This is a genomic window from uncultured Paracoccus sp. (assembly GCF_945915435.1).
In the GTDB taxonomy this organism is placed as follows: Bacteria; Pseudomonadota; Alphaproteobacteria; order Rhodobacterales; family Rhodobacteraceae; genus Paracoccus.
Map to the genome: position 1 here is coordinate 63,529 of NZ_CAMEFG010000004.1, position 19,509 is coordinate 83,037.

At 68.3% G+C, this 19,509-nt stretch carries 20 protein-coding genes; 9 read left to right on the plus strand and 11 right to left on the minus strand.

The features are described 5' to 3' along the window. Positions 1-272: 272 nt before the first annotated feature. Entirely contained in the window at positions 273-1,130 is an 858-nt protein-coding gene (locus Q0O97_RS02520) for a glucose 1-dehydrogenase (RefSeq protein ID WP_294924383.1), read from the plus strand. Between the two features lie 17 nt (positions 1,131-1,147). After that, entirely contained in the window at positions 1,148-1,369 is a 222-nt protein-coding gene (locus Q0O97_RS02525; protein ID WP_294924386.1) for a hypothetical protein, read from the plus strand. Between the two features lie 40 nt (positions 1,370-1,409). On the opposite strand, the gene Q0O97_RS02530 is transcribed toward Q0O97_RS02525, so the two are convergent. The 5 genes from Q0O97_RS02530 to Q0O97_RS02550 all read right to left on the minus strand — a co-directional run bounded on the left by Q0O97_RS02530 (position 1,410) and on the right by Q0O97_RS02550 (position 5,716). Continuing rightward, complete coding sequence (locus Q0O97_RS02530; protein WP_294924389.1) at positions 1,410-1,913, minus strand: hypothetical protein; 504 nt, start codon at positions 1,911-1,913, stop codon at positions 1,410-1,412. 79 nt (positions 1,914-1,992) lie between these two features. After that, a complete protein-coding gene (locus Q0O97_RS02535) occupies positions 1,993-2,727 on the minus strand; it encodes an ABC transporter permease (protein ID WP_294924391.1) in 735 nt (244 codons plus the stop codon). Continuing rightward, positions 2,724-3,656 carry an ABC transporter ATP-binding protein gene (locus Q0O97_RS02540; protein ID WP_294924394.1) on the minus strand — a complete coding sequence of 311 codons (933 nt, stop codon included), beginning with the start codon at positions 3,654-3,656 and terminating at the stop codon, positions 2,724-2,726. The genes Q0O97_RS02535 and Q0O97_RS02540 overlap by 4 nt, the downstream gene beginning before the upstream one ends. Further along, positions 3,653-4,798: an ABC transporter permease gene (locus Q0O97_RS02545; protein ID WP_294924397.1), complete on the minus strand. Its 1,146-nt coding sequence runs from the start codon at positions 4,796-4,798 to the stop codon at positions 3,653-3,655. Before Q0O97_RS02545 ends, Q0O97_RS02540 begins: the two co-directional genes overlap by 4 nt. 12 nt (positions 4,799-4,810) lie before the next feature. Next, entirely contained in the window at positions 4,811-5,716 is a 906-nt protein-coding gene (locus Q0O97_RS02550) for an ABC transporter substrate-binding protein (protein WP_294924400.1), read from the minus strand. Between the two features lie 209 nt (positions 5,717-5,925). On the opposite strand from Q0O97_RS02550, the gene Q0O97_RS02555 reads away from it, so the two are divergent. Next, a complete protein-coding gene (locus Q0O97_RS02555) occupies positions 5,926-6,678 on the plus strand; it encodes an SDR family oxidoreductase (RefSeq protein WP_294924403.1) in 753 nt (250 codons plus the stop codon). Positions 6,679-6,725: 47 nt separating this feature from the next. Continuing rightward, positions 6,726-7,775 (plus strand): tRNA 2-selenouridine(34) synthase MnmH, encoded by a 1,050-nt coding sequence (gene mnmH, locus Q0O97_RS02560; RefSeq protein WP_294924406.1) that lies wholly within the window; start codon positions 6,726-6,728, stop codon positions 7,773-7,775. Between the two features lie 41 nt (positions 7,776-7,816). On the opposite strand, the gene Q0O97_RS02565 is transcribed toward mnmH, so the two are convergent. Further along, positions 7,817-8,827, minus strand: coding sequence for a LacI family DNA-binding transcriptional regulator (locus tag Q0O97_RS02565; RefSeq protein WP_294924409.1), 1,011 nt, complete (start codon positions 8,825-8,827; stop codon positions 7,817-7,819). Positions 8,828-8,931: 104 nt separating this feature from the next. Between Q0O97_RS02565 and Q0O97_RS02570 the strand changes: the two genes are divergently transcribed. Genes Q0O97_RS02570 through Q0O97_RS02590 form a run of 5 tightly spaced genes read left to right on the plus strand, consistent with a single transcriptional unit; the run spans position 8,932 to position 14,508 of the window. Continuing rightward, entirely contained in the window at positions 8,932-9,984 is a 1,053-nt protein-coding gene (locus Q0O97_RS02570) for a sugar phosphate isomerase/epimerase (protein WP_294924412.1), read from the plus strand. Further along, positions 9,981-11,075 (plus strand): Gfo/Idh/MocA family oxidoreductase, encoded by a 1,095-nt coding sequence (locus Q0O97_RS02575; protein ID WP_294924415.1) that lies wholly within the window; start codon positions 9,981-9,983, stop codon positions 11,073-11,075. The genes Q0O97_RS02570 and Q0O97_RS02575 overlap by 4 nt, the downstream gene beginning before the upstream one ends. Further along, on the plus strand, positions 11,072-12,568 hold the full coding sequence (locus Q0O97_RS02580; RefSeq protein ID WP_294924527.1) for a sugar ABC transporter ATP-binding protein: 1,497 nt from the start codon (positions 11,072-11,074) through the stop codon (positions 12,566-12,568). The genes Q0O97_RS02575 and Q0O97_RS02580 overlap by 4 nt, the downstream gene beginning before the upstream one ends. Next, the gene (locus Q0O97_RS02585; RefSeq protein WP_294924418.1) at positions 12,565-13,536 is read left to right on the plus strand and encodes an ABC transporter permease; all 972 of its coding nucleotides are present in this window, start codon (positions 12,565-12,567) and stop codon (positions 13,534-13,536) included. Before Q0O97_RS02580 ends, Q0O97_RS02585 begins: the two co-directional genes overlap by 4 nt. A 15-nt stretch (positions 13,537-13,551) precedes the next feature. Then, a complete protein-coding gene (locus tag Q0O97_RS02590; RefSeq protein WP_294924530.1) occupies positions 13,552-14,508 on the plus strand; it encodes an ABC transporter substrate-binding protein in 957 nt (318 codons plus the stop codon). A 40-nt stretch (positions 14,509-14,548) separates the two neighbouring features. Here the strand turns inward: Q0O97_RS02590 and Q0O97_RS02595 are convergent, their stop codons facing one another. From Q0O97_RS02595 to Q0O97_RS02615, 5 genes are all read right to left on the minus strand, one after another. After that, positions 14,549-15,319: an SDR family oxidoreductase gene (locus Q0O97_RS02595; protein ID WP_294924421.1), complete on the minus strand. Its 771-nt coding sequence runs from the start codon at positions 15,317-15,319 to the stop codon at positions 14,549-14,551. Continuing rightward, entirely contained in the window at positions 15,316-15,963 is a 648-nt protein-coding gene (locus Q0O97_RS02600) for an isochorismatase family protein (RefSeq protein WP_294924424.1), read from the minus strand. The genes Q0O97_RS02595 and Q0O97_RS02600 overlap by 4 nt, the downstream gene beginning before the upstream one ends. A gap of 26 nt (positions 15,964-15,989) precedes the next feature. Further along, positions 15,990-17,150 carry an isochorismate synthase gene (locus tag Q0O97_RS02605; RefSeq protein WP_294924427.1) on the minus strand — a complete coding sequence of 387 codons (1,161 nt, stop codon included), beginning with the start codon at positions 17,148-17,150 and terminating at the stop codon, positions 15,990-15,992. A 457-nt stretch (positions 17,151-17,607) separates the two neighbouring features. Continuing rightward, entirely contained in the window at positions 17,608-18,909 is a 1,302-nt protein-coding gene (locus Q0O97_RS02610) for a TRAP transporter large permease (protein WP_294924430.1), read from the minus strand. Then, a complete protein-coding gene (locus tag Q0O97_RS02615) occupies positions 18,906-19,505 on the minus strand; it encodes a TRAP transporter small permease (RefSeq protein WP_294924433.1) in 600 nt (199 codons plus the stop codon). The genes Q0O97_RS02610 and Q0O97_RS02615 overlap by 4 nt, the downstream gene beginning before the upstream one ends. Positions 19,506-19,509: the final 4 nt, after the last annotated feature.

The window sequence follows — 19,509 nt, forward strand, 5'->3', positions numbered from 1 at the left end:
GCTGCAATTCCTTCAGCCGAACGAACAGGGCACGGGCCAGCTCCGCCGATGATCGGCGGCCAGCCCTCGCGCCTCTTGCCCTGCATCCGCGCCAGATGCGAGCGGCCCGACCTTCAGCCCGGCCCGAAGCGGTCCCTGGCACCGCCGCGCGGCGGAGGCGATCTTCTTTCTGGAACAATCCGCCGCCGCAGCGGTTGCATCGGGGCAAGGGGCCGCTTCGTCCCGCTTCACCGGCGGGCGGTCCTTCGATCCGATCTCAGGAAAGGCGACAGATGAGCGATTATCCCAGGCCACCCTTCCCCAAGCAGCAGCAGGACCTGCCCGGCAGCTTTCGCAAGATGGACCCCCGCCCCGATCACGGCGAAGATAGCTGGCGCGGGGCCAACCGGCTGGCGGGCAAGGTCGCGCTGATCACCGGCGGCGACAGCGGTATCGGGCGTGCCGTCGCCATCGCCTATGCGCGCGAAGGCGCCGACCTGGCCCTGTCATGGCTGAACGAGACCGAGGACGCCCAGGACACCCAGCGCCTTGTCGCCGACGAGGGGCGCGAATGCCTGCCCATTCCCGGCGACATCTCGGACCCCGAGCATTGCCGCCATATCGTCCGGCAGGCGGTGGAACGCTTTGGCCGGATCGACATCCTGGTCAACAACGCCGCCCATCAGCGCCTGTTCGAGCGGATCGAGGATATTTCGGACGAGGAATGGCGCCACACCTTCGCGACCAATATCGACGCGATCTTTCACCTGACCAAGGCCGCCGTGCCGCATATGCCCAAGGGGGGCGCGATCATCAACACGGCCTCGATCAACTCGGACAAGCCCAACCCGCAACTGCTGGCCTATGCCACGACCAAGGGGGCGATCCAGAATTTCACCACCGGGCTGGCGCAGATGCTGGCGGAACGCGGCATCCGCGTGAACGCCGTCGCCCCCGGCCCGGTCTGGACGCCGCTGATCCCCGCCAGCATGTCGCCCGACCAGGTGCGCGATTTCGGCGCGAACTATCCGATGAAACGTCCCGCGCAGCCGGTCGAGCTGGCTTCGGCCTATGTCATGCTGGCTGAGCCGATGTCCAGCTATGTCTCGGGCGCGACGATTGCCGTCACCGGCGGCATGCCCATGATCTGAAACGGAAAGGACAACCGATGACACATCCCGCAACGCTGTTCCTGGGCGGCCTGGCCGCCGGTTTCGTGGCCAAAAGCCTGTGGGACGCGCTGGACAGGGGCGCCGCGTCCCGCCCGCCCGGCCAGCGCATCCGCAATGCCGGCCGGGCCGAGATGGAAAATCCGCCCCGCCGTTGGGACATGGTGGACGAACAGGGCGACGAATCCTTTCCCGCCAGCGATCCGCCGGGGAATTACTGATGCCGGAAAGGCGGGTGCGCCCACGCCTGCCTTGGCCGCGCTATGCGTCGCGGCCAAGCGCGCCCTCGACCGCGGGGCGGTGTTCTTCGGGAAAGCGGACGCTGACCGCGATGCCGCCCTGCCCAAGGGCATCGGCATAGCCTGCCGCGTCGTCCTGGGCGACCCCCAGATCGACCAGCACCCCGGCCATGCCGCCCGCAAGCGCACCCCCCGCCGCGCCGCCCAGTGCCGAAACCAGCCAGCCCGCCGCCATCATCGGGCCAAAACCGGGAACGACGATCACCCCAAGCCCCGCAAGCAGGCCCGCGCCGCCGCCCACCGCAGCCCCGACCGCCGCGCCGGTGGCGGTGGCGGGCGCAGGGTCGGGCACCTGGATGCGCGCGCCGGTCCGGGGATCGCATTCGACGCGCATGTCGCGGTAATCCCGCAGGGTTTCGCCGCCGAAAATGGCGGTTTCAACGGCGGGCAGCGCCAGCGCCTCGACCCGCCCGGCTGCCGCGACGGCCTCTTGGCAGCCTTGGTAAAGCCGCGTGATGACAGGCATGTTTCCCCCTTCGCAAGAGTTGCGTTTTCAGGCGTCCCCATGACGAAGAACCGGCGGCGCGCGCGATTGTTCCTGCCGGTCACATCTCTTTGCCGGTCCGGCGCTTCGCAATCGCGATCAGCAGGCCGAAGGCGTCGTAAAGCAGCACGGCGATGCAGCCCGTCAGCACCCCGCCCTGGATGACATAGGCCGGGTTGTTCGCGGTCAGGCCGGCGATGATCACCTCGCCCAGGCTGCGCGCCGCGACGGTTGAGCCGATGGTGGCGGTGGAGAGCGCGATGACCACCGAAATCCGTATCCCTTCCAGGATCAGCGGCAGGGCCAGGGGCATCTCGACCTGCGCCAGCATCCTGCGCTGCGTCATGCCCACCGCCCTGGCCGAAAGCAGGACCGAACCGGGCACCGACCGCAGCCCGGCCAGCGCGTTCTCGAAGATCGGCAGCAGGCCGTAGAGGAAAAGCGCAAGCACCGTCGGCCGGGCGCCGAAGCCCAGCAGGGGAACCGACAGCGCCAGCACGGCGACCGGCGGGAAGGTCTGGCCGATATTCGCCAGCGTCCGGGCCAGGGGCAGGAACTCGGCCCCGGCGGGGCGGGTGACGAGGATGGCCAGCGACAGCGCGATCAGGGCCGAGGGCACCATCGCCAGCGCAACCAGCCCCAGATGCGACAGGGTCAGGCTGGCCAGCGAGGCGCGGTCGTAGATCACCGGCCCGCCCGCAGGCGCGAAAGGGCGCAGCAGCGGCTCGAACAGGGCGGGGAACAGGATCAGCCCGCCGGTGATGCCGATCAGCAGGGTCCAGCGCAGCGCCGTCATTCCCGCCCCGCCGCCAGGATGTCGTCGCGGGTGACGATGCCAAGATGCCGCCCCTGCGCATCGGCCACCGGCAGCCGGTCGCGCCCGGTCCAGATCATCTCGGCCAGCGCGTCCGACAGCGAGGCGGTGTCATCGACCGGCACACCCCCGGCCTCGCCCGCGCCGACAAGCGGGCCGACCGGGTGCAGCGCCAGCAGGCGCAGGGCGCGGCCGGTCTCGCCGACCAGATCGGCGACGAAGGGCGTCGCGGGGGCGCGGATGATCCGGTCGGGGGTGTCGAATTGCTCGAAGCGGCCCCCGCGCATCACGGCGATGGCGTCGCCCAGATAGAGCGCCTCGTTCATGTCATGGGTGACCAGCACGATCGTCGTGCCCGACTGGCGGCGGATCCGGGCCAGGTCGCGCTGCGCCTGCCGCCGGATCAGCGGGTCCAGCGCGCCGAAGGGTTCGTCCATCAGCAGCAGTTCGGGCCGCGCGGCCAGCGCCCGCGCGACGCCGATCCGCTGCGCCTGCCCGCCCGAAAGCTGGTGCGGATAGCGGGGGCCGATCTCGGCGGGGTCGAGTTGCAACATCCGCAGCAGCTCGGCGGTGCGGGCTACGATCTGCGCCTTGGGCCAGCCCAGCAGCGTAGGGACGACACCGATATTGCGCGCCGCCGTCCAGTGCGGAAACAGCCCGTAGCCCTGGATGACATAGCCGATACCCTGGCGCAGGGGCACCTCGGGGATGCGGCTGACATCCTTGCCGTCGATCAACACCCGGCCCGATGTCGGCTCGACCAGCCGGTTGATCATCCGCAGCAGCGTCGTCTTGCCCGAGCCGGAACTGCCGACGATGGCGGTCAGCGTGCCACGCGCGAAGCGGGCGGTGACGCCATCGACCACCGGCCTGCCGTCGTAGCTCTTGGTCAGGGCCTCGATCTCGATCATTGCGGCTGTCCTCGTGTCAGCGCGATCAGCAGGTCCATGACCGAGGAGGTCAGGAAGGCCAGCGCCACCGTCGGGATCACCCCCAGAAGGATCAGGTCGGTGGCGGTCTGCCCGATGCCCTGGAAGATGAAGGTGCCATAGCCGCCCGAGCCGATCAGCGCCCCCACCGTAGCCAGCCCGATATTCTGCACCAGCACGATGCGCGCGGCGGCCAGGATCACCGGCAGGGTCAGCGGCAGGTCGATCATCCACAGCCGCCCGGCCCCGGTCATGCCCATGCCCCGCGCCGCCTCGGTAACGGCGCGCGGCACGGCGTCCAGCCCCGCCACGGTATTGGCGACGATGGGCAGCAGCGAATACAGAAACAGCGCGATCATCGCCGGGGCCATGCCGATCCCCTTGATCCCCGCATTCGCCGCGGCGGGGACATGGGCCGCGACCCAGGCCAGCGGGACGATCAGCATCCCGAACAGCGCGATGGACGGGATGGTCTGGATCAGCGTCAGCAGGTTCAGCACCGGGCCGCGCAGCCCCGCATGGCGCTGGACGGCCAGCCCCGTCGGCAGGCCCACGGCCAGCGCGGCGAGGAAAGAGCCGAAGGCCAGGAACAGATGGTCCGCCGTCGCCCGATGAAAGGCATCCGCGCGCAGGCGGAATTCGGCGGCGACCGACAGGTCGGCCAGCGCGCCCGAGCCAAGCAGCGCCGCGATTCCCGCCACGGCGCAGGCCAGCAGCCCCGCCCTTGCCGCAGGGCCGGGCCGCATCCGGGCGAAGGCATCGACCAGCAGCAGCACCAACGCCCCGCCCGCCAGCCAGAACCCCGCGCCGGGCGAGACCCGCGCCGCAGGCACCGCCTGATCCAGAAGCGTCGCCGCGCCCCGTCCCAGAAGCACCAGCAGGACGGCCAGCGCGGCCCCCAGCGGCACCATCCGCATCCCCGGCCTGCGCAGGAACAGCAGGGCGATCACCAGCAGGATCGTCCCACCGGCCAGCGTGGCGGCAAGGGGCGTTCCGAACGCATCGGTGATTGTCCGGGCCTCGGGCGGGGCGATGCGGTTGGGGCGAAAGCCGAATGCGGGCAGCGCCAGCGCCGCCAGCAAAGGCAAGGCCATGACGGCCGTCAGCCGGTCGGGGCGCGGCACGGCGCGCGGGCCTCAGTCCAGCAGTCCGGCTTCGGTCAGATAGGTCCGCGCCACATCGGCGGCGGGCAGGCCCTCGACCTGGACCTGGCCGTTCAGCCCTTGCAGGGTTTCGAGGTCCAGCCCGGCGAAGGCCGGTTCCAGCAATTCGGCGATCTGCGGATATTCGGCCAGCACCTCGGCCCGGACGATGGGGGCGGGCTGATAGACCGGCTGCACGTTCCTGTCGTCCTCCAGCACCGTCAGGCCGGAAAAGGCCAGCGCGCCGTCGGTGCCATAGACCATCGCCGCATTGGCCCCGCTGGTCCCGTTCGCCGCCGCCTGGATCGTGGCGGCGGTGTCCCCGCCCGACAGCACGATCAACTGGTCCTGCGTCAGCGTGAAGCCATAGGCTTGCTGGAAGGCGGGTAGCGCCGGGGCCGAGTTGACGAATTCCGCCGAGGCAACCAGCTTGACCGCGCCGCCCCCGGCCACCCATTCCCCGAATTCCGAGAATGTGCCCACGCCCGCCTCTTCGGCCAGGTCCGAGCGCAGGGCGACGCCCCAGGTGTTGTTGGCGGGCGCGGGGGCCAGCCAGGCGATGCCGTTTGCGTCCTGGTCCAGTTGCTTTGCGGCATCAAAACCCGCGCTGGCGTCCTGCCAGATCGGTTCATCGGCGCGGTTGAAGAAAAAGGCCGCGTTGCCGGTATATTCGGGATAGATGTCGATCTCGCCCGCAAGGATCGCCTCGCGCACGATGGGGGTGCCGCCCAACTGGATGCGGTCGCGCGTCGGGATGCCCGCATGGTCCAGCACCTGAAGGATGATCTGGCCCAGCACCCCGCCCTCGGTGTCGATCTTGGACGACACGACGACCTGGGCCTGGGCGGCGCCAAGCGTGGCGGCAAAGGCGATGAACGACAGCGAGACAGGTTTCAGCATTTCGTTTCCTTGGATCAGAGTTCCGCCATGCGTGAAACGCAAAGACTACAGGTTTCCATCGGTTTGCCCAGTGTCCGACCGGCAAATTCATGCGTGAGTCAGGGCCGGAACCGAAACGCCAGGGGCGGCGGGGCGGTTCCGCCGGACCGCGAGGAACCGCAAGGAACCGCGGGGCCAAGGTCGTCGTTACGGTCGGGAAAGGATGCGTCATGCAAAGGTTCAAGGACAAGACCGTCATCGTGACGGGCGCGGGTTCCGGCATCGGGGCCGCGACCGCGACCCGCTTTTCGCAAGAGGGTGCCGCCGTCGTGCTGGTGGGACGGGATGAGGGCAAGCTGGAAAGGGTTGCCGCCGGGCTTGCCAATGCCCGCGTGGTGTCCGCCGATGTCGGATCGCAGGACGGCGCGGCGGCCATCGTCGAGACCGCCCTGACGATGGGCGGCATCGACGTGCTGGTCAACAACGCGGGTATCGTCGTCGACGGCGAAATCGATCAGGTGTCGCCCGAAGACTGGCAAAGGCAGTTCCAGACCAATGTGTTCGGCCCCTATATCGTCACCCGCGCCGCCTGGCCGCATCTGAGGGCGTCGGGGGGCAATGTCGTCAACACCTCCTCGGTCTCGGGCCTTGGGGGCGACTGGGGGATGCTGGCTTACAACGCCTCGAAAGGGGCGGTTACGAACTTCACCCGTGCGCTTGCCCTGGACGGCGCGAAATACGGCATCCGCGTCAATGCGGTGAATCCGGCGCTGACGCGCTCGGAACTGACGCGGGACATGCTGTCGGATCAGGACCTGATCGCCCGGTTCCGCGAGCGGATGCCCCTGGGCGCGCCTCTCGAACCAGAGGCGGTGGCGGCGGTGATCGCCTTCCTTGCCTCGGACGATGCGCGCTTCGTGACCGGGGTCAACCTTCCCGTGGACGGCGGCTGCATGGCGTCGAACGGTCAGCCGCCGCAGTGATGCAGAACGGATTTGCCGCCGCATGGGTGATACCGTAAAAGGCCGGGATGGCTGTCACCCTGACCTCTTTGACCGATCTTGCCGCGCGTGGTTTCGATGAGATCATCGACGTGCGCTCACCCGCGGAATATGCCGACGACCATATGCCCGGCGCGGTCAGCCTGCCCGTCCTGGACGATGCCGAACGCGCGCGCGTGGGCACGATCTACAAGCAGGTCGCGCCGTTCGATGCGCGCAAGGCCGGGGCAGCGCTGATCGCCCGCAATGCCGCGCACCATATCGAGACCGCGCTGATCGACCGACCCGGCGGCTGGCGGCCCCTGCTTTACTGCTGGCGCGGCGGGCAGCGGTCGGGTTCCTTCGCCACCATCCTTGGCCAGATCGGCTGGCGGGTCGAAATCGTCGCGGGCGGTTACAAGTCCTGGCGCCGCCTTGTCCTGCAAGAACTGGTCGAGGTTCCGCTGCGCGCGCCCCTGGTGGTGCTGGACGGCAATACCGGCACCGCCAAGACCGAACTTCTGGCCCGGCTGGCGGCACTTGGCGGGCAGGTGATCGACCTGGAAGGGCTGGCCAATCATCGCGGCTCGCTGTTCGGGGGGATGGGCGGGCAGCCCTCGCAGCGCATGTTCGAGGGGCGGCTGGCTTGCGCGCTGGCCGCGCTGGACCCCGCGCGGGTGCTGGTGGTCGAGGCCGAAAGCGCCCGTATCGGCGACCTGCGCCTGCCGCCGCAGCTTTGGCGGGCGATGTGCGCCGCCCCCCGGATCGAGATCACCGCGCCCCGACCCGAACGCGCCGCCTATCTGGCGCGCAGCTACGGCGATCTGGCCGCCGACCCCGCGCGGCTGGCCGCAACCATCGAGCGGCTGCGCCTCTATCACCCCGCGGCCCTGATCGCCGAATGGCAGACACTGGCGGCGTCGGGCGACTTGCAGGCGCTGGCCGAAGGGCTGACCGCAGCCCATTACGACCCCCGCTATACCCGCCACCGCGCCCGCACGGCCCACCCGCGCAGCGTGCTGGCGCTGGACAGCCTTGCCCCCGGCAACCTGACCAACGCCGCCCTTCGCCTGATGGACATGATCGCGCGGATGGGCTGATCCGCCGCCCGAACCGCCGCCCGCGCAGGCACCGGGCGCCCTTACCCACGGCCGGGCGGGGGCGCCACCGTTTCGCGCCGCATCAGTTGCGGCTCCAGCAGGGTGACGGGGGCGACCGTCTGCCCCTCGATCCGGTCCAGGATGACGCGCGCGGCACTCTGGCCCAGGTCCCGCTTGGGCTGGCGGATCGTCGTCAGCGCGGGCGCAAGATGCGAGGCCAGTTCGATATCGTCGAAGCCGATCAGCGACAGGTCGCGCGGCACCGTGAAGCCGCGCCGCTGCAAGGTGGACAGAAAGGCGCAGGCCATTTCATCGGAAAAGGCGAAGATGCCGGTCGGGCGGTCCCCGGTGGGCAGTTCCGCCCAGAGATCCGCCGCCGCCTGCCCCGCCGCCAGCGTGAAATCGCCGGGAAACAGGGTCAGGCGCAGCCCCTGCGCCGCGTCCCGCGCGCCACGCATCCGGTCCTTGTGCAGCACGTTGGGGGGCGGGCCGCCGATCAGGCCGATATGGCCGTGGCCTGCCTCGCGCAGATGGGTCACGGCAAGCCGCGCGCCTTGGGCATTGTCCAGCATGACGCGCGGCAGCGTCGCGCCCTCGATCCATTCGCAGGCGGTGATGACCGGCGGCTGGCCGGGCGCGTCCAGCCCGTCCTGCGGGACAAGCCCGTCCAGCAGGATGATCCCGTCGGCGCGCGAAGGGTCCAGAAAGCGGCGCAGCGCGGTGTGCCGCCCCTGCCCGTCCAGCGTATCGGCCACCAGCAGGTCGTAGCCCGCCCCGGCCAGTTCGCGCCGGATGCCGTCCAGTATCTTGGCGAAGAACGGATTGCCCAGGTTCGGCACCAGCGCCACCACCGCGCCGGTGCGGCCCTTGCGCAGGTTCCGGGCGGCGTGGTTCATCCGGTAGCCGGTTTCCTCGACCGCGCGCATCACCGCGTTGCGGGTGGCATCGGCCACGACGTCGGGATGCGACAGCACCCGGCTGACGGTCGAGGCCGAGACCCCCGCCCGCCGCGCCACATCCGACAATCTGACCCGCAGGGACGGCTTTTCCATGCCCGCGACCCTAATGCGCGGCAGGTGACGCGACAAGCCCGCAAACCGGGTCTTGCAATCGATTGCAACCCAGTGCAGCCTAGGCATGAGGAGAGAGGACGATCATGCGAACCATCAAGGGTCCTGCGCTGTTTCTGGCGCAGTTCATCGGGGCCGAGGCGCCCTTCGATACGTGGGACGGCATCACCCGCTGGGCCGCCGATTGCGGTTACAAGGGCGTGCAGGTTCCGACCGGCGATCCGCGCATCCTCGATCTGGACCGGGCACTGGATTCGCAGGATTATCGCGACGAGTTTCTGGGCATCGCCGCCGCGAACGGCGTCGCGGTGACCGAGTTGTCGGCCCATCTGCAAGGCCAGTTGATCGCCGTGCATCCGGCCTATGACGCGGGTTTCGACGCCTTTGCGCCTGCGGGGCTGCGCGGCAATCCCCGCGCGCGGCAGGAATGGGCGGTGGATCAGGTCGGCAAGGCGATTCGCCTCAGCCGCCTGCTGGGCTTGGGGGCGATGGCGACGTTTTCGGGCGCGCTGGCCTGGCCTTACCTCTACCCCTGGCCGCAGCGCGCGCCGGGGCTGGTCGAGACCGCCTTCGACACGCTGGCGGCGCGTTGGCGCCCCTTGCTGGACCTGGCCGAGGAAAACGGCATCGACATCTGCTATGAGATCCATCCGGGCGAAGACCTGCATGACGGCGTGACGTTCGAGATGTTCCTGGACCGCGTGGGCGGCCATGCCCGCGCGAACATGCTTTACGACCCGTCGCACTATATCCTGCAACAGCTTGATTACTTGCAGAACATCGACATCTACCACGACCGCATCCGCATGTTCCACGTCAAGGATGCCGAGTTCCGCCCCTCGGGCCGGCAGGGCGTCTATGGCGGGTTCCAGAACTGGACCGACCGCGCCGGACGCTTCCGCAGCCCCGGCGACGGGCAGGTGGATTTCGGCACGGTGTTTTCCAAGCTGACGCAATATGGATTCGACGGCTGGGCGGTGGTCGAATGGGAATGCGCGCTGAAACACCCCGAGGACGGCGCGCGCGAGGGTGCGGCTTTCGTGCGCGACCACATCATCCGCGTGACGCCGCATGCCTTCGACGATTTCGCGGCAAGCCGCCCGGACCGCGCCGCCATCGACAAGGCGCTGGGGCTATGAGGCCGATCCGCCTTGGCATGGTCGGCGGCGGCAGCGGCGCCTTCATCGGCGCGATCCACCGCATTGCCGCGCGCATGGACGGGCATTTCCAGCTTGTCGCGGGCGCGCTGAGCAGCGACCCCGACCGCGCGCGGACCAGCGCCGGGGAACTGGGTATCCGCTCTTACGACGACTTCAACGCGATGGCGCAGGCCGAGGCCGCGCGCGAAGACGGGATCGAGGCCGTCAGCATCGTCACCCCCAACCACATGCACGCCGATCCGGCGGTGGCCTTCCTGCGCGCGGGCATTCATGTGATCTGCGACAAGCCGCTGACTGCTACGCCGCAGCAGGCCGCCCGGATTGCCGACGCGGCGGCGGACAGCCGCGCGCGTTTCTTCCTGACGCATAACTACTCTGCCCTGCCGATGGTGCGCGAGGCCCGCGCGCTGGTCGCCGAGGGCGCGCTTGGCGACATCCGCATCGTGCAGGCCGAATATCTGCAAGGCTGGCTGGCCGATGAAACCCAGGGCAAGCAAGCCGAATGGCGCACCGATCCGGCGCGGGCGGGCGCGGGCGCGTTGGGCGATATCGGCACCCATGCCTGGCAGTTGGCCAGTTTCGTGACCGGGCAGGTGCCCAGCCATATCTCGGCCGACCTGTCCAGCATGGTGCCGGGGCGTCCCGTCGATGACGACGCGCGGGTGGCGCTGCGCTATACCAGCGGCGCGAAAGGCGGGCTTTGGGCCAGCCAGGTCGCGGTCGGGCAGGAAAACGGCGTCTCGCTGCGTATCTTCGGCACGAAGGCCGCGCTGGAATGGCGCTTGCAGGACAGCGAGCGGCTGCTCCTGACGCCCAAGGACGGCCCGGCGCAGATCCTGACGCGGGCGCAGGATCGCTCGGCTTCGTTCCGCACGCCCCCCGGCCATCCCGAGGGCTATCTGGAGTGTTTCGCCAATCTTTACAGCGATGTGGCCGCGATCATCCGGGGCGACGACACCCACGCGGGCCGCGTGCCGGGGCTGGCCGACGGCCTCTCTGGCATGGGTTTCATCGCCGCCGCCAAGCAATCTGCCGACCGCGACGGCGCATGGATCCCGGTGACGCCATGACCGTGCTGGCGCTGAAAAACGTCTCGAAAAGCTTCGGCCCCATTCAGGTGCTGCACGGCGTCGATCTGGCGCTTGAACCGGGCGAGGTCCACGCCCTGATCGGCGAGAACGGCGCCGGGAAATCGACCATCATGAAGCTGCTCGGCGGCTATCTCGACCCGACATCGGGCGAGGTGCTGCTGGACGGCCAGCCCCACCGCTTTACCAGCGGGCCGCAGGCCGAGGCGGCGGGCATCGTGGTCATCCATCAGGAATTCAACCTCGCCCCCGACCTGACCGTGGCCGCCAATATCTTCCTTGGCCGCGAGCCGGGCGGCTGGCGGCTGGATCACGCGGCCATGCGGGCGCAGACCATCGCGCTGATGGAACGGCTGCATTGCCGCATCGACCCGCAGGCGCGCATCCGCGAGTTGTCGGTGCCCGACCGCCAGATGGTCGAGATCGCCAAGGCCCTGTCGCGCAAGGTGCGCGTGCTGATCATGGACGAACCCAGCGCCGTGCTGACCCATCGCGAGGTCGGCACGCTTTACGAACAGATCGACCGGCTGCGGGCCGAGGGGGTGGCGATCCTCTATTGCTCGCACCGGCTGGACGAGGTGGCGCATCTGGCCGACCGCATCACCGTCCTGCGCGATGGCCGCGTCGTGCGTCATGCCCTGCGCGGCGAGTTGACCGAGGACGGCATGGCCACCGCGATGGTGGGCCGCGAATTGCAGGATTTCTATCCCCCCAAGGGCAACCCCGGCAGCGAACCGGCGCTTGAGGTCCGGGGCCTGTCCGTGCCGGGCCGGGTGCGCGATGTCAGCCTGACCCTGCGCCGGGGCGAGGTTCTGGGCATCGCCGGGCTGGTCGGCTCGGGGCGCACCGAACTGGCCGAGGGGCTGGTGGGCCTGCGCGCCGCGACCGGCAAGATACGCGTGAACGGCCAGCCGGTCCGCATCCGCGACCTGCGCGACGCCTTTGCCGCGGGCCTTGCCTATCTGACCGAGGACCGCAAGGAAGCCGGGCTTCTGCTGGAAAAGGGTCTGCGCCAGAACCTGACGCTGGCGACGCTGGAACGCTTCGGCACCTGGCGGCTGGACACGCGCGCCGAGGATGCCGCGCTGGACCGCGCCACGCAGGATTTCGACATCCGCGCGCCCCGCCGCGACATGGTTGCGGGAAAGCTGTCCGGCGGCAACCAGCAGAAGCTGCTCTTGGCCAAGACCATGCTGCCCGACCCCCGCATCATCATCATAGACGAGCCGACGCGGGGCATCGACGTGGGCACGAAACGCCAGATCTACGCCTTCATCCGCAAGCTGGCGGACGAAGGACGCAGCGTCATCGTCATCAGCAGCGAAATGACCGAGGTGATCGGCCTTTCGGATCGCGTGCTGGTGATGCGCGAGGGGCGGCTGGCCGGGGAAGTCCTCGGCCCCACCATGACCGAGGAAAACATCGTGCGCCTTGCAATGGGCGTCGGCAACGAACCGGGCGGAGAGGCCGCATGAAACATCTGGACCTGCATACGCTTGGACCCATCATCGCCCTGATCGCGCTGATCATATTGGGGGCGCTGCTGAACCCGGCCTTTCTGGCGCCCGCGAACATCACCAATGTGCTGGCGCGATCCGCCTTCATCGGCATGATCGCGGTGGGCATGACCTTCGTGATCACGGCGGGCGGGCTGGACCTCTCGGTCGGCTCGATGGCAGCGTTCCTTGCGGGGATCGCGATCATCGCGATGAACACCGTCCTGCCCTATCTGGGGCCGAACTGGGGCACGATCCTGATAGGCATGGCGGTCGCGCTGACGGGTGGGCTGATCGCGGGATACCTGAACGGCGCGCTTGTCACCAAGGCGCGGATCGAGCCTTTCATCGTCACCCTTGGCACGATGGGCATCTTCCGCAGCCTTGTGACATGGCTGGCCGACGGCGGCACGTTGTCGCTGGAATACGGGCTGCGCACGCTTTACCGCCCGGTCTATTACGGCGGCATCGGCTGGATCACATGGCCGATCATCGCCTTTGCGGTGGTCGCGCTGCTTGGCGAATGGATGATGCGCCATTCCCGTTTCGGCCGCCATGTCGAGGCCATCGGCTCGAACGACCGGGTGGCGCGCTATTCGGCGATCGACGTGGGGCGGGTCAGGCTGATGACCTATCTGCTGCTGGGGATGCTGGTGGGGCTGGCGGTGGTGCTTTACGTCCCGCGCCTCGGCTCGGCCTCGGGATCCACGGGGGTCTTGTGGGAGCTTGAGGCGATTGCCGCCGTCATCATCGGCGGCACCGCGCTGAAGGGCGGGCGCGGGCGGGTCTGGGGCACGGTCGTCGGCGTGCTGATCCTGTCCATGATCGACAATATCCTGAATCTGGCCGATCTGGTCAGCCCCTATCTGAACGGGGCCATCCAGGGGGTCATCATCGTGCTTGCAGTCGTCCTGCAACGAGAGAAACGCACCGCCGAGGAGCGGTAAAGGGAGGAAGAAATGATGAAACGCAGAAGCCTGATGAAAGCCGCCGCGCTGGTGGCGGCGATGGGCATGGGCAGCGCCGCCGTGGCGCAGGATGACCGGACCGTGATCGGCGTGTCGATCCCTTCGGCCACGCATGGGTTCATGGGCGGGCTGAACTGGCACGCGCAGGATACGATCAGACGGCTGGGCGAGACCTATCCGAATATCGAATTCGTGCTGTCCACGGCAAGCGATCCGGCCCGGCAGGTCAACGATATCGAGGACATGATGGCCACCCGCAACATCGACGCGCTGGTGGTCCTGCCCTTCGAATCCGAGCCGCTGACCGCCCCCGTCGCCGCCGTCAAGGATGCGGGCAAGTTCGTGACCGTGGTGGATCGCGGGTTGTCGCAGGACGGCATTGAAGACCTCTATGTCGCGGGCGACAACACCGCCTTTGGCCGCGTGGCGGGCGAATATTTCGCCGACAATCTGGACGAGGGCGCGAAGATCGTCGTGCTGCGCGGCATCCCGACGACGCTGGACAACGAGCGGGTCGAGGCTTTCCAGGCCGCGCTTGAAGGCTCGGGCGTCGAGATCCTCGACATGCAACACGGCAACTGGAACCGCGACGACGCCTTTACCGTGATGCAGGACTACCTGTCGAAATACCCCGAAATCGACGCGGTATGGGCCGCCGACGACGACATGGCCATCGGCGTGCTTGAGGCGATTTCCGCCGCGAACCGCACGGAAGAGATGTGGGTGATCGGCGGCGCCGGCATGAAGGAGATCGTCGGCCGCATCATGGAAGGCGACCCGCAACTGCCGGTGAACGTGACCTATCCGCCGGCGCTGATTTCCTCGGCCATCGAGATGACGGCGCTGAACTTCGTCTCGAACGCGCCGATGAAGGGGCGCTTCATCATCGGCAGCCAGTTGATCACGCCGGAAAACGCCGAACAGTTCCACTATCCCGACAGCCCGTTCTAAGGGTAAGGCCGACCGCCGCATCCGGTGCGGCGGTTGCCGTTCAGCCGCGCAGCGTCGCGCCGCCATCCACATAGAGGTCGGTCATGGTCACATGCCCGGCCTGTTCGGACAGCAGATACATGGCCGCCGCCGCGATATCCTGGGGCGTGGCCAGTTTCCCCAGCGGGATACCGGCGCGGAAGCTGGCGCCGTCGCCCGCGATCACCCGCGCCGCGCCGGTCTCGTCCTGCCACATGCCGGTCTGCATCGGCGTCAGGGTCGAGCCGGGCGCGACGATATTGCAGCGGATGCCCTGCGCGGCCAGTTCCAGCCCCAGACAGCGGGTCAGCATCGTCGCCGCCGCCTTTGACGCCGCATAGACCCCCATGTTCATGCGCGGAATCCCGGCGGCGTTGGAGCTGACCGTGACGATCGAGCCGCCCTTGCCATGCGCCGCCATCGCCCGCCCGAATGCGGTCAGGACATTGAAGGTGCCGCGCGCATTGATGCCGATCACCCGGTCCCATTCCTGCGCCCCTGCCTCGAGCAGCGGCAGGGTCGAGACCACCCCCGCCGCATGGACGCCCAGCCTCAGCGGACCAAAGCGCGCCTCGGCCCCGGCGACCACGGCGTCGGCCTCCTGCGTCACGTCCAGCGGCTGCCAGATCACCCGCTCGCTGTCGGCAAATCCGCCCGCCGCGATGGCGTCGGACGTGTCGGTGGCGACGGTGATCGCCCCGGCATCATGCAGCGCGGCAACCAGCGCCTGCCCGATGCCGCCCGCCGCGCCGGTGACGATGGCCAGCCGGTCCTGGAAACCCGTCAGCCTCATGCGCGCTCTCCTTCTCCAAGCGCGGCCAGCGCCTGCACTGTGTCCATCACCACGCCGCAGCAACCGGCGATCCAGTCCATCGCGCGGGCGTGCTGTTCGGCCCCGAAATCGGCCTGTGCATCGGCCACCGCAAAGGGCTGGATGTCGCGCTGAAAGGCTTCGGCGGCGGTGGCGAGGCAGCCGATATGGGCATAGATGCCGGTCACGATCAACTGGTCGCGCCCCCGCGCCCGCATCAGATGCGCCAGGTTCGAGCGTTGAAACGCGCTGTAGCGGTGCTTGACCAGCACATGATCGCCAGGCTGTGGCGCAAGGGCGGGCAGGATTTCCTCGTGTTCCGGGGTCGCGCTCATCCCCGGTCCCCAGAGGTCGGCCTGCAGGCCCCGGTCGGGACGGAACTGGCCGCCGCGCTGCGCGGTGTAGAAGACGGGCAGCCCCGCCGCCCGCGCCGCCGCAATGATCCGCGCGATATTCGGGACCACGGACGCCAGCGGCTCGCCCCCGGCGTCGAAGGGGCGGCAGAAATAACGCTGCATGTCATGGACCAGCAGCGCCGCGCGGTCCGGCTGCAAATCCCATGCGGCGCGGGATTTCGGCAGCGCGGCTGCGGGCGGGTCATAGGCGGGGATCGTCGGCAGGGCCATCGGGTCGTCCTTGGGTTTTGGGGGCTTCAGTCTGGGGAAATGCCGGTCATGCCCGCCGCGCGTGGCAGGCCGAGCGCGTCCAGAAGCGCGCCGAATTTCGCGCCGGTCTCGACCGCCTCGGCCAGCGGGTCCGAGCCGGGCACGATCCCCGCCCCGGCATGCAGCCGCGCCATGTCGCCGCAGATCTCGGCGCAGCGGATGGCCACGAACCAGGCGCCGTCGCCCTGCGCGTCGTTCCAGCCCACCGCGCCCGCATAGAAGCCGCGCGGGACGGGCTCCAGTTCGGCGATCAGGTCGCGGGCGCGGCGCACGGGCAACCCGCAGACGGCGGGCGTCGGATGCAGCCGCGCGGCCAGCAGGATCGAGGGCAGCGCCGCATCGCGCAGCCGCCCCTCGATCCGCGTGCCCAGGTGCCACATGCTGCCGGTATGGGTCAGCGCCGTGCCCTCGGGGCAGTCCAGGGCCGTGCAGAAGGGCGCAAGCGTGTCGAGGATATATTCCACCACCAGCGCATGTTCGCGCCGGTTCTTGTCCGATTGCAGCAGCCCCTCGGCCGCAGCGCGGTCGCGGGCGGAATCGGTGCTGCGCGGGGCCGACCCTGCCAGCGGATGCGACAGCACCTGCGCCCCGGATTTGCGCAGCAGCAGTTCGGGCGTCGCGCCGACCAGCAGCCGGGGGGCGGTGTGTCCGGGCAAATCGGGCAGGCGCGTGGCGAATGTGGTCACGCTGCGGTCCCGCGCCAGCCGCGCCAGCACCAGTTCCGCGGGAATGGGCGCGTCGGCGGCCAGGGCCAGCGTCCGCGACAGCACCACCTTGGCCAGCGCATCCGGCTGCCCGGCGCCGTCCGCCATGATCCGCAAGGCGCGCGCGACGGCAGCCGCGAAATCGTCCACCGGGGGGTCGGGCCGTATTTCATCGAAGCCGGGCATGGGCCCCGCCGATTGCAGCGCCAGCGGCCCCGGCTGCACCGTTTCCGCCTGCCAGAGGCAATCCCCGTCCCGGTCCGAAAAGGGCAGCGCCCCACCGATCATGCCGCTTGCGCCCGCCAGCCGCGATTCCAGCGTGTCGGCGCCGCCAGAGGGAAGAGGCCGCGCACCCCCCTGCCCCTTCAGCGCGCCATGCGGGCCGTCGAAGGAAAACAGGCAGCCCGCCTGCGCCGGATACGTTTCATCCCCGGTCTCTGTCATGCGAATGTTCATCCGCTTCCTTCCGAATCTCGTCATTCAAGCTGTGGCTCTGGAAGGGCTGGCTGTCGTGGCGTCCGAGGTGCGGACAGCCTTGCTTGCCGATTGTGCATGCAGGCTGCCAGAACCGGCAGGCAGAGACAAGCGCAGACCGCCTGAAACCCGCAGCCGGATGCGCAACCCGAGCGAAACAGTCGGGTGAAGACACCCTAGAGAACTTGTCAACTATTTGATAATATAAGGTTTTTTGTGCATCGCCCCTTGACCCGGCCATTGGCGGCGCGTATATCGGTTGCAAGACAGCCAGCCAGCTATCCGACGCGGGCCTGTGCCCCGCCAACCCGACCGGGGGCAGTCGCAAGGCTGCCCTTTTTCCTTGGCCGGAACGGCGCCCCGAATGGCAACCACCGCGCCCGTTTTGCAGGGCGCGGCGGCATGGGCGGCCAGGTGATCGGCCTGTTCAGAACAGCTTCTGCGGCAGCCACAGGGCCATCTGCGGCCAGATGATCAGCAGGCCCACGAAACCCAGCATCAGCAACACGAAGGGCAGCGCACCCCAGATCACGTCCATGATCGAACCGTGCCCCCGGACCCCCTGCACCACATAAAGGTTCATGCCGATAGGGGGCGTGATCAGCCCGATCTCCATCATCACGACCAGGAAGATGCCGAACCAGACCGGGTCGATGCCCAGATGCAGGACCAACGGAAAGACCACGGGAAGCGTGGCGATCATCATCGACAGCGTTTCCATGAAGCAGCCCAGGACCAGGTAAAAGACCACCAGCAACAAGATGATCTGAACAGGTCCGGCGCCGACATCCGCGACGAAACCCGTCAGCGCCTGCGGAATGCCCAGCACACCGATCACGAAGTTCAGGAAATGCGCCGCCACCATGATCAGCAGGATCATCGCCGAGATGCGCACGGTCGAGACCATGCATTCATGCATCATCGGCAGTGAAAAGCGCCGCTTGCCGATGGCGACCCCAAGCGCGCAGGTGACACCGATGGCCGCCGACTCGGTGGGCGTCGCCCAACCCAGATAGATCGTCCCCATCACGATCAGGAAGATCAGGATCGGGGGGATGATATCCACCAGGCTTGCGAGTTTTTCGGGCCAGGACCGCGCAGGCAGCATCGGCCCGGCGAGTTCGGGCTTCAGGATGCAGATCCCCGCGATCAGCGCCATGAACAGCCCGGCCAAGAGCAGCCCCGGCACGACACCGGCGGCGAAAAGCTGTCCGATCGATGTGTTCGTCATCGAGCCGTAGATGATCATGTTGATCGAGGGCGGCAGCAGGATGCCCAGCGTCGCCCCCGCCGCGATGGAGCCCGTGGTCAGCCGCGCGTCATAGCCGCGCTGTCGCATGATCGGCATCGCCACCGTGCCGATGGTGGCCGCCGTCGCCACCGACGAGCCGGAGACAGCGGAAAAGAAGGTGCTGGCCCCGATATTGGTATGCAGCAGCCCGCCCGGCAGTCGCCGCAGCCAGTCCGAAAGGCAGCGGTAGAGCCCGTCCGTCACGCCCGAACGCACGAGGATTTCACCCAGAAAGACGAAAAGCGGGATGGCGGTCAGGATGAAGTCGTTCTGCCCGCTCCACATCTGGTTGCCGAAGCTGAGCAGCGTGGGCAGGCCCAGAAACGCCCATGCCCCGACGAAAGCCGTCAGAAACAGCGCTACTGCCACCGGCAGCCCGGTCAGCATCAGACCCAGCATCATCAGAAAGCCGACGGCGGTTCCGAAAACTCCGATCATTTGCCCAAGGCCTCCATGCCGGTTTCAGGGGTGGCGGTTTCTTCTTCGATCACCTCTTCAAGGGTCTTGATGCCGTAAAAGCGGTTCAGCCTGCGCCGGTCGCGCAGCATCAGCAGGGTGGCATGGACCGCCACCGCCAGCGAGATTCCCGCGAAAAGCAGCAACCCCGCGAACCACAGCGATTGCGGTTGCCACAGGGGCGTCATCAGCGGCGTGCCGGAAAGTGAGCGGTATTCGACGCTTTCCATCAAGGTCGTCCAGGCGCGCCATGCCATGAAGGCGGCCATCAGCGCGATACACCATGCCGAAAAGACGTTCAGCATCGCTTGCATGCGCGGGCCGACACGCTCGATCAGGATCTCGACGCGGGTATGGGCGCGCTCGATCAGCGCATGGGAAAAGCCGAAGGCCGCCAGGATCGCCAGCATGTAGCCGCCCAGCTCGTCCCCGCCCTGCAGCGAGATGTTGAAGAAGCGGCGCACGAGGATCTCGGCCGTGACGAACAGCGCCACGCCCAGCAGCATGTATCCCGCGATCAGGGCAAGAAACCGGGCGAGAGGGTTGACCGCGCGCGTGAGAGGATTTTCAGAAATCATGGGA

Bases quoted from the DNA above. Each gene is read 5' to 3' on its own strand.
- Q0O97_RS02520 (WP_294924383.1), top strand. From the start codon at position 273: ATGAGCGATTATCCCAGGCCACCCTTCCCCAAGCAGCAGCAGGACCTG.
- Q0O97_RS02525 (WP_294924386.1), top strand. From the start codon at position 1,148: ATGACACATCCCGCAACGCTGTTCCTGGGCGGCCTGGCCGCCGGTTTC.
- Q0O97_RS02530 (WP_294924389.1), bottom strand. From the start codon at position 1,913: ATGCCTGTCATCACGCGGCTTTACCAAGGCTGCCAAGAGGCCGTCGCG.
- Q0O97_RS02535 (WP_294924391.1), bottom strand. From the start codon at position 2,727: ATGACGGCGCTGCGCTGGACCCTGCTGATCGGCATCACCGGCGGGCTG.
- Q0O97_RS02540 (WP_294924394.1), bottom strand. From the start codon at position 3,656: ATGATCGAGATCGAGGCCCTGACCAAGAGCTACGACGGCAGGCCGGTG.
- Q0O97_RS02550 (WP_294924400.1), bottom strand. From the start codon at position 5,716: ATGCTGAAACCTGTCTCGCTGTCGTTCATCGCCTTTGCCGCCACGCTT.
- Q0O97_RS02555 (WP_294924403.1), top strand. From the start codon at position 5,926: ATGCAAAGGTTCAAGGACAAGACCGTCATCGTGACGGGCGCGGGTTCC.
- mnmH (WP_294924406.1), top strand. From the start codon at position 6,726: ATGGCTGTCACCCTGACCTCTTTGACCGATCTTGCCGCGCGTGGTTTC.
- Q0O97_RS02565 (WP_294924409.1), bottom strand. From the start codon at position 8,827: ATGGAAAAGCCGTCCCTGCGGGTCAGATTGTCGGATGTGGCGCGGCGG.
- Q0O97_RS02570 (WP_294924412.1), top strand. From the start codon at position 8,932: ATGCGAACCATCAAGGGTCCTGCGCTGTTTCTGGCGCAGTTCATCGGG.
- Q0O97_RS02575 (WP_294924415.1), top strand. From the start codon at position 9,981: ATGAGGCCGATCCGCCTTGGCATGGTCGGCGGCGGCAGCGGCGCCTTC.
- Q0O97_RS02580 (WP_294924527.1), top strand. From the start codon at position 11,072: ATGACCGTGCTGGCGCTGAAAAACGTCTCGAAAAGCTTCGGCCCCATT.
- Q0O97_RS02585 (WP_294924418.1), top strand. From the start codon at position 12,565: ATGAAACATCTGGACCTGCATACGCTTGGACCCATCATCGCCCTGATC.
- Q0O97_RS02590 (WP_294924530.1), top strand. From the start codon at position 13,552: ATGAAACGCAGAAGCCTGATGAAAGCCGCCGCGCTGGTGGCGGCGATG.
- Q0O97_RS02595 (WP_294924421.1), bottom strand. From the start codon at position 15,319: ATGAGGCTGACGGGTTTCCAGGACCGGCTGGCCATCGTCACCGGCGCG.
- Q0O97_RS02600 (WP_294924424.1), bottom strand. From the start codon at position 15,963: ATGGCCCTGCCGACGATCCCCGCCTATGACCCGCCCGCAGCCGCGCTG.
- Q0O97_RS02605 (WP_294924427.1), bottom strand. From the start codon at position 17,150: ATGACAGAGACCGGGGATGAAACGTATCCGGCGCAGGCGGGCTGCCTG.
- Q0O97_RS02610 (WP_294924430.1), bottom strand. From the start codon at position 18,909: ATGATCGGAGTTTTCGGAACCGCCGTCGGCTTTCTGATGATGCTGGGT.
- Q0O97_RS02615 (WP_294924433.1), bottom strand. From the start codon at position 19,505: ATGATTTCTGAAAATCCTCTCACGCGCGCGGTCAACCCTCTCGCCCGG.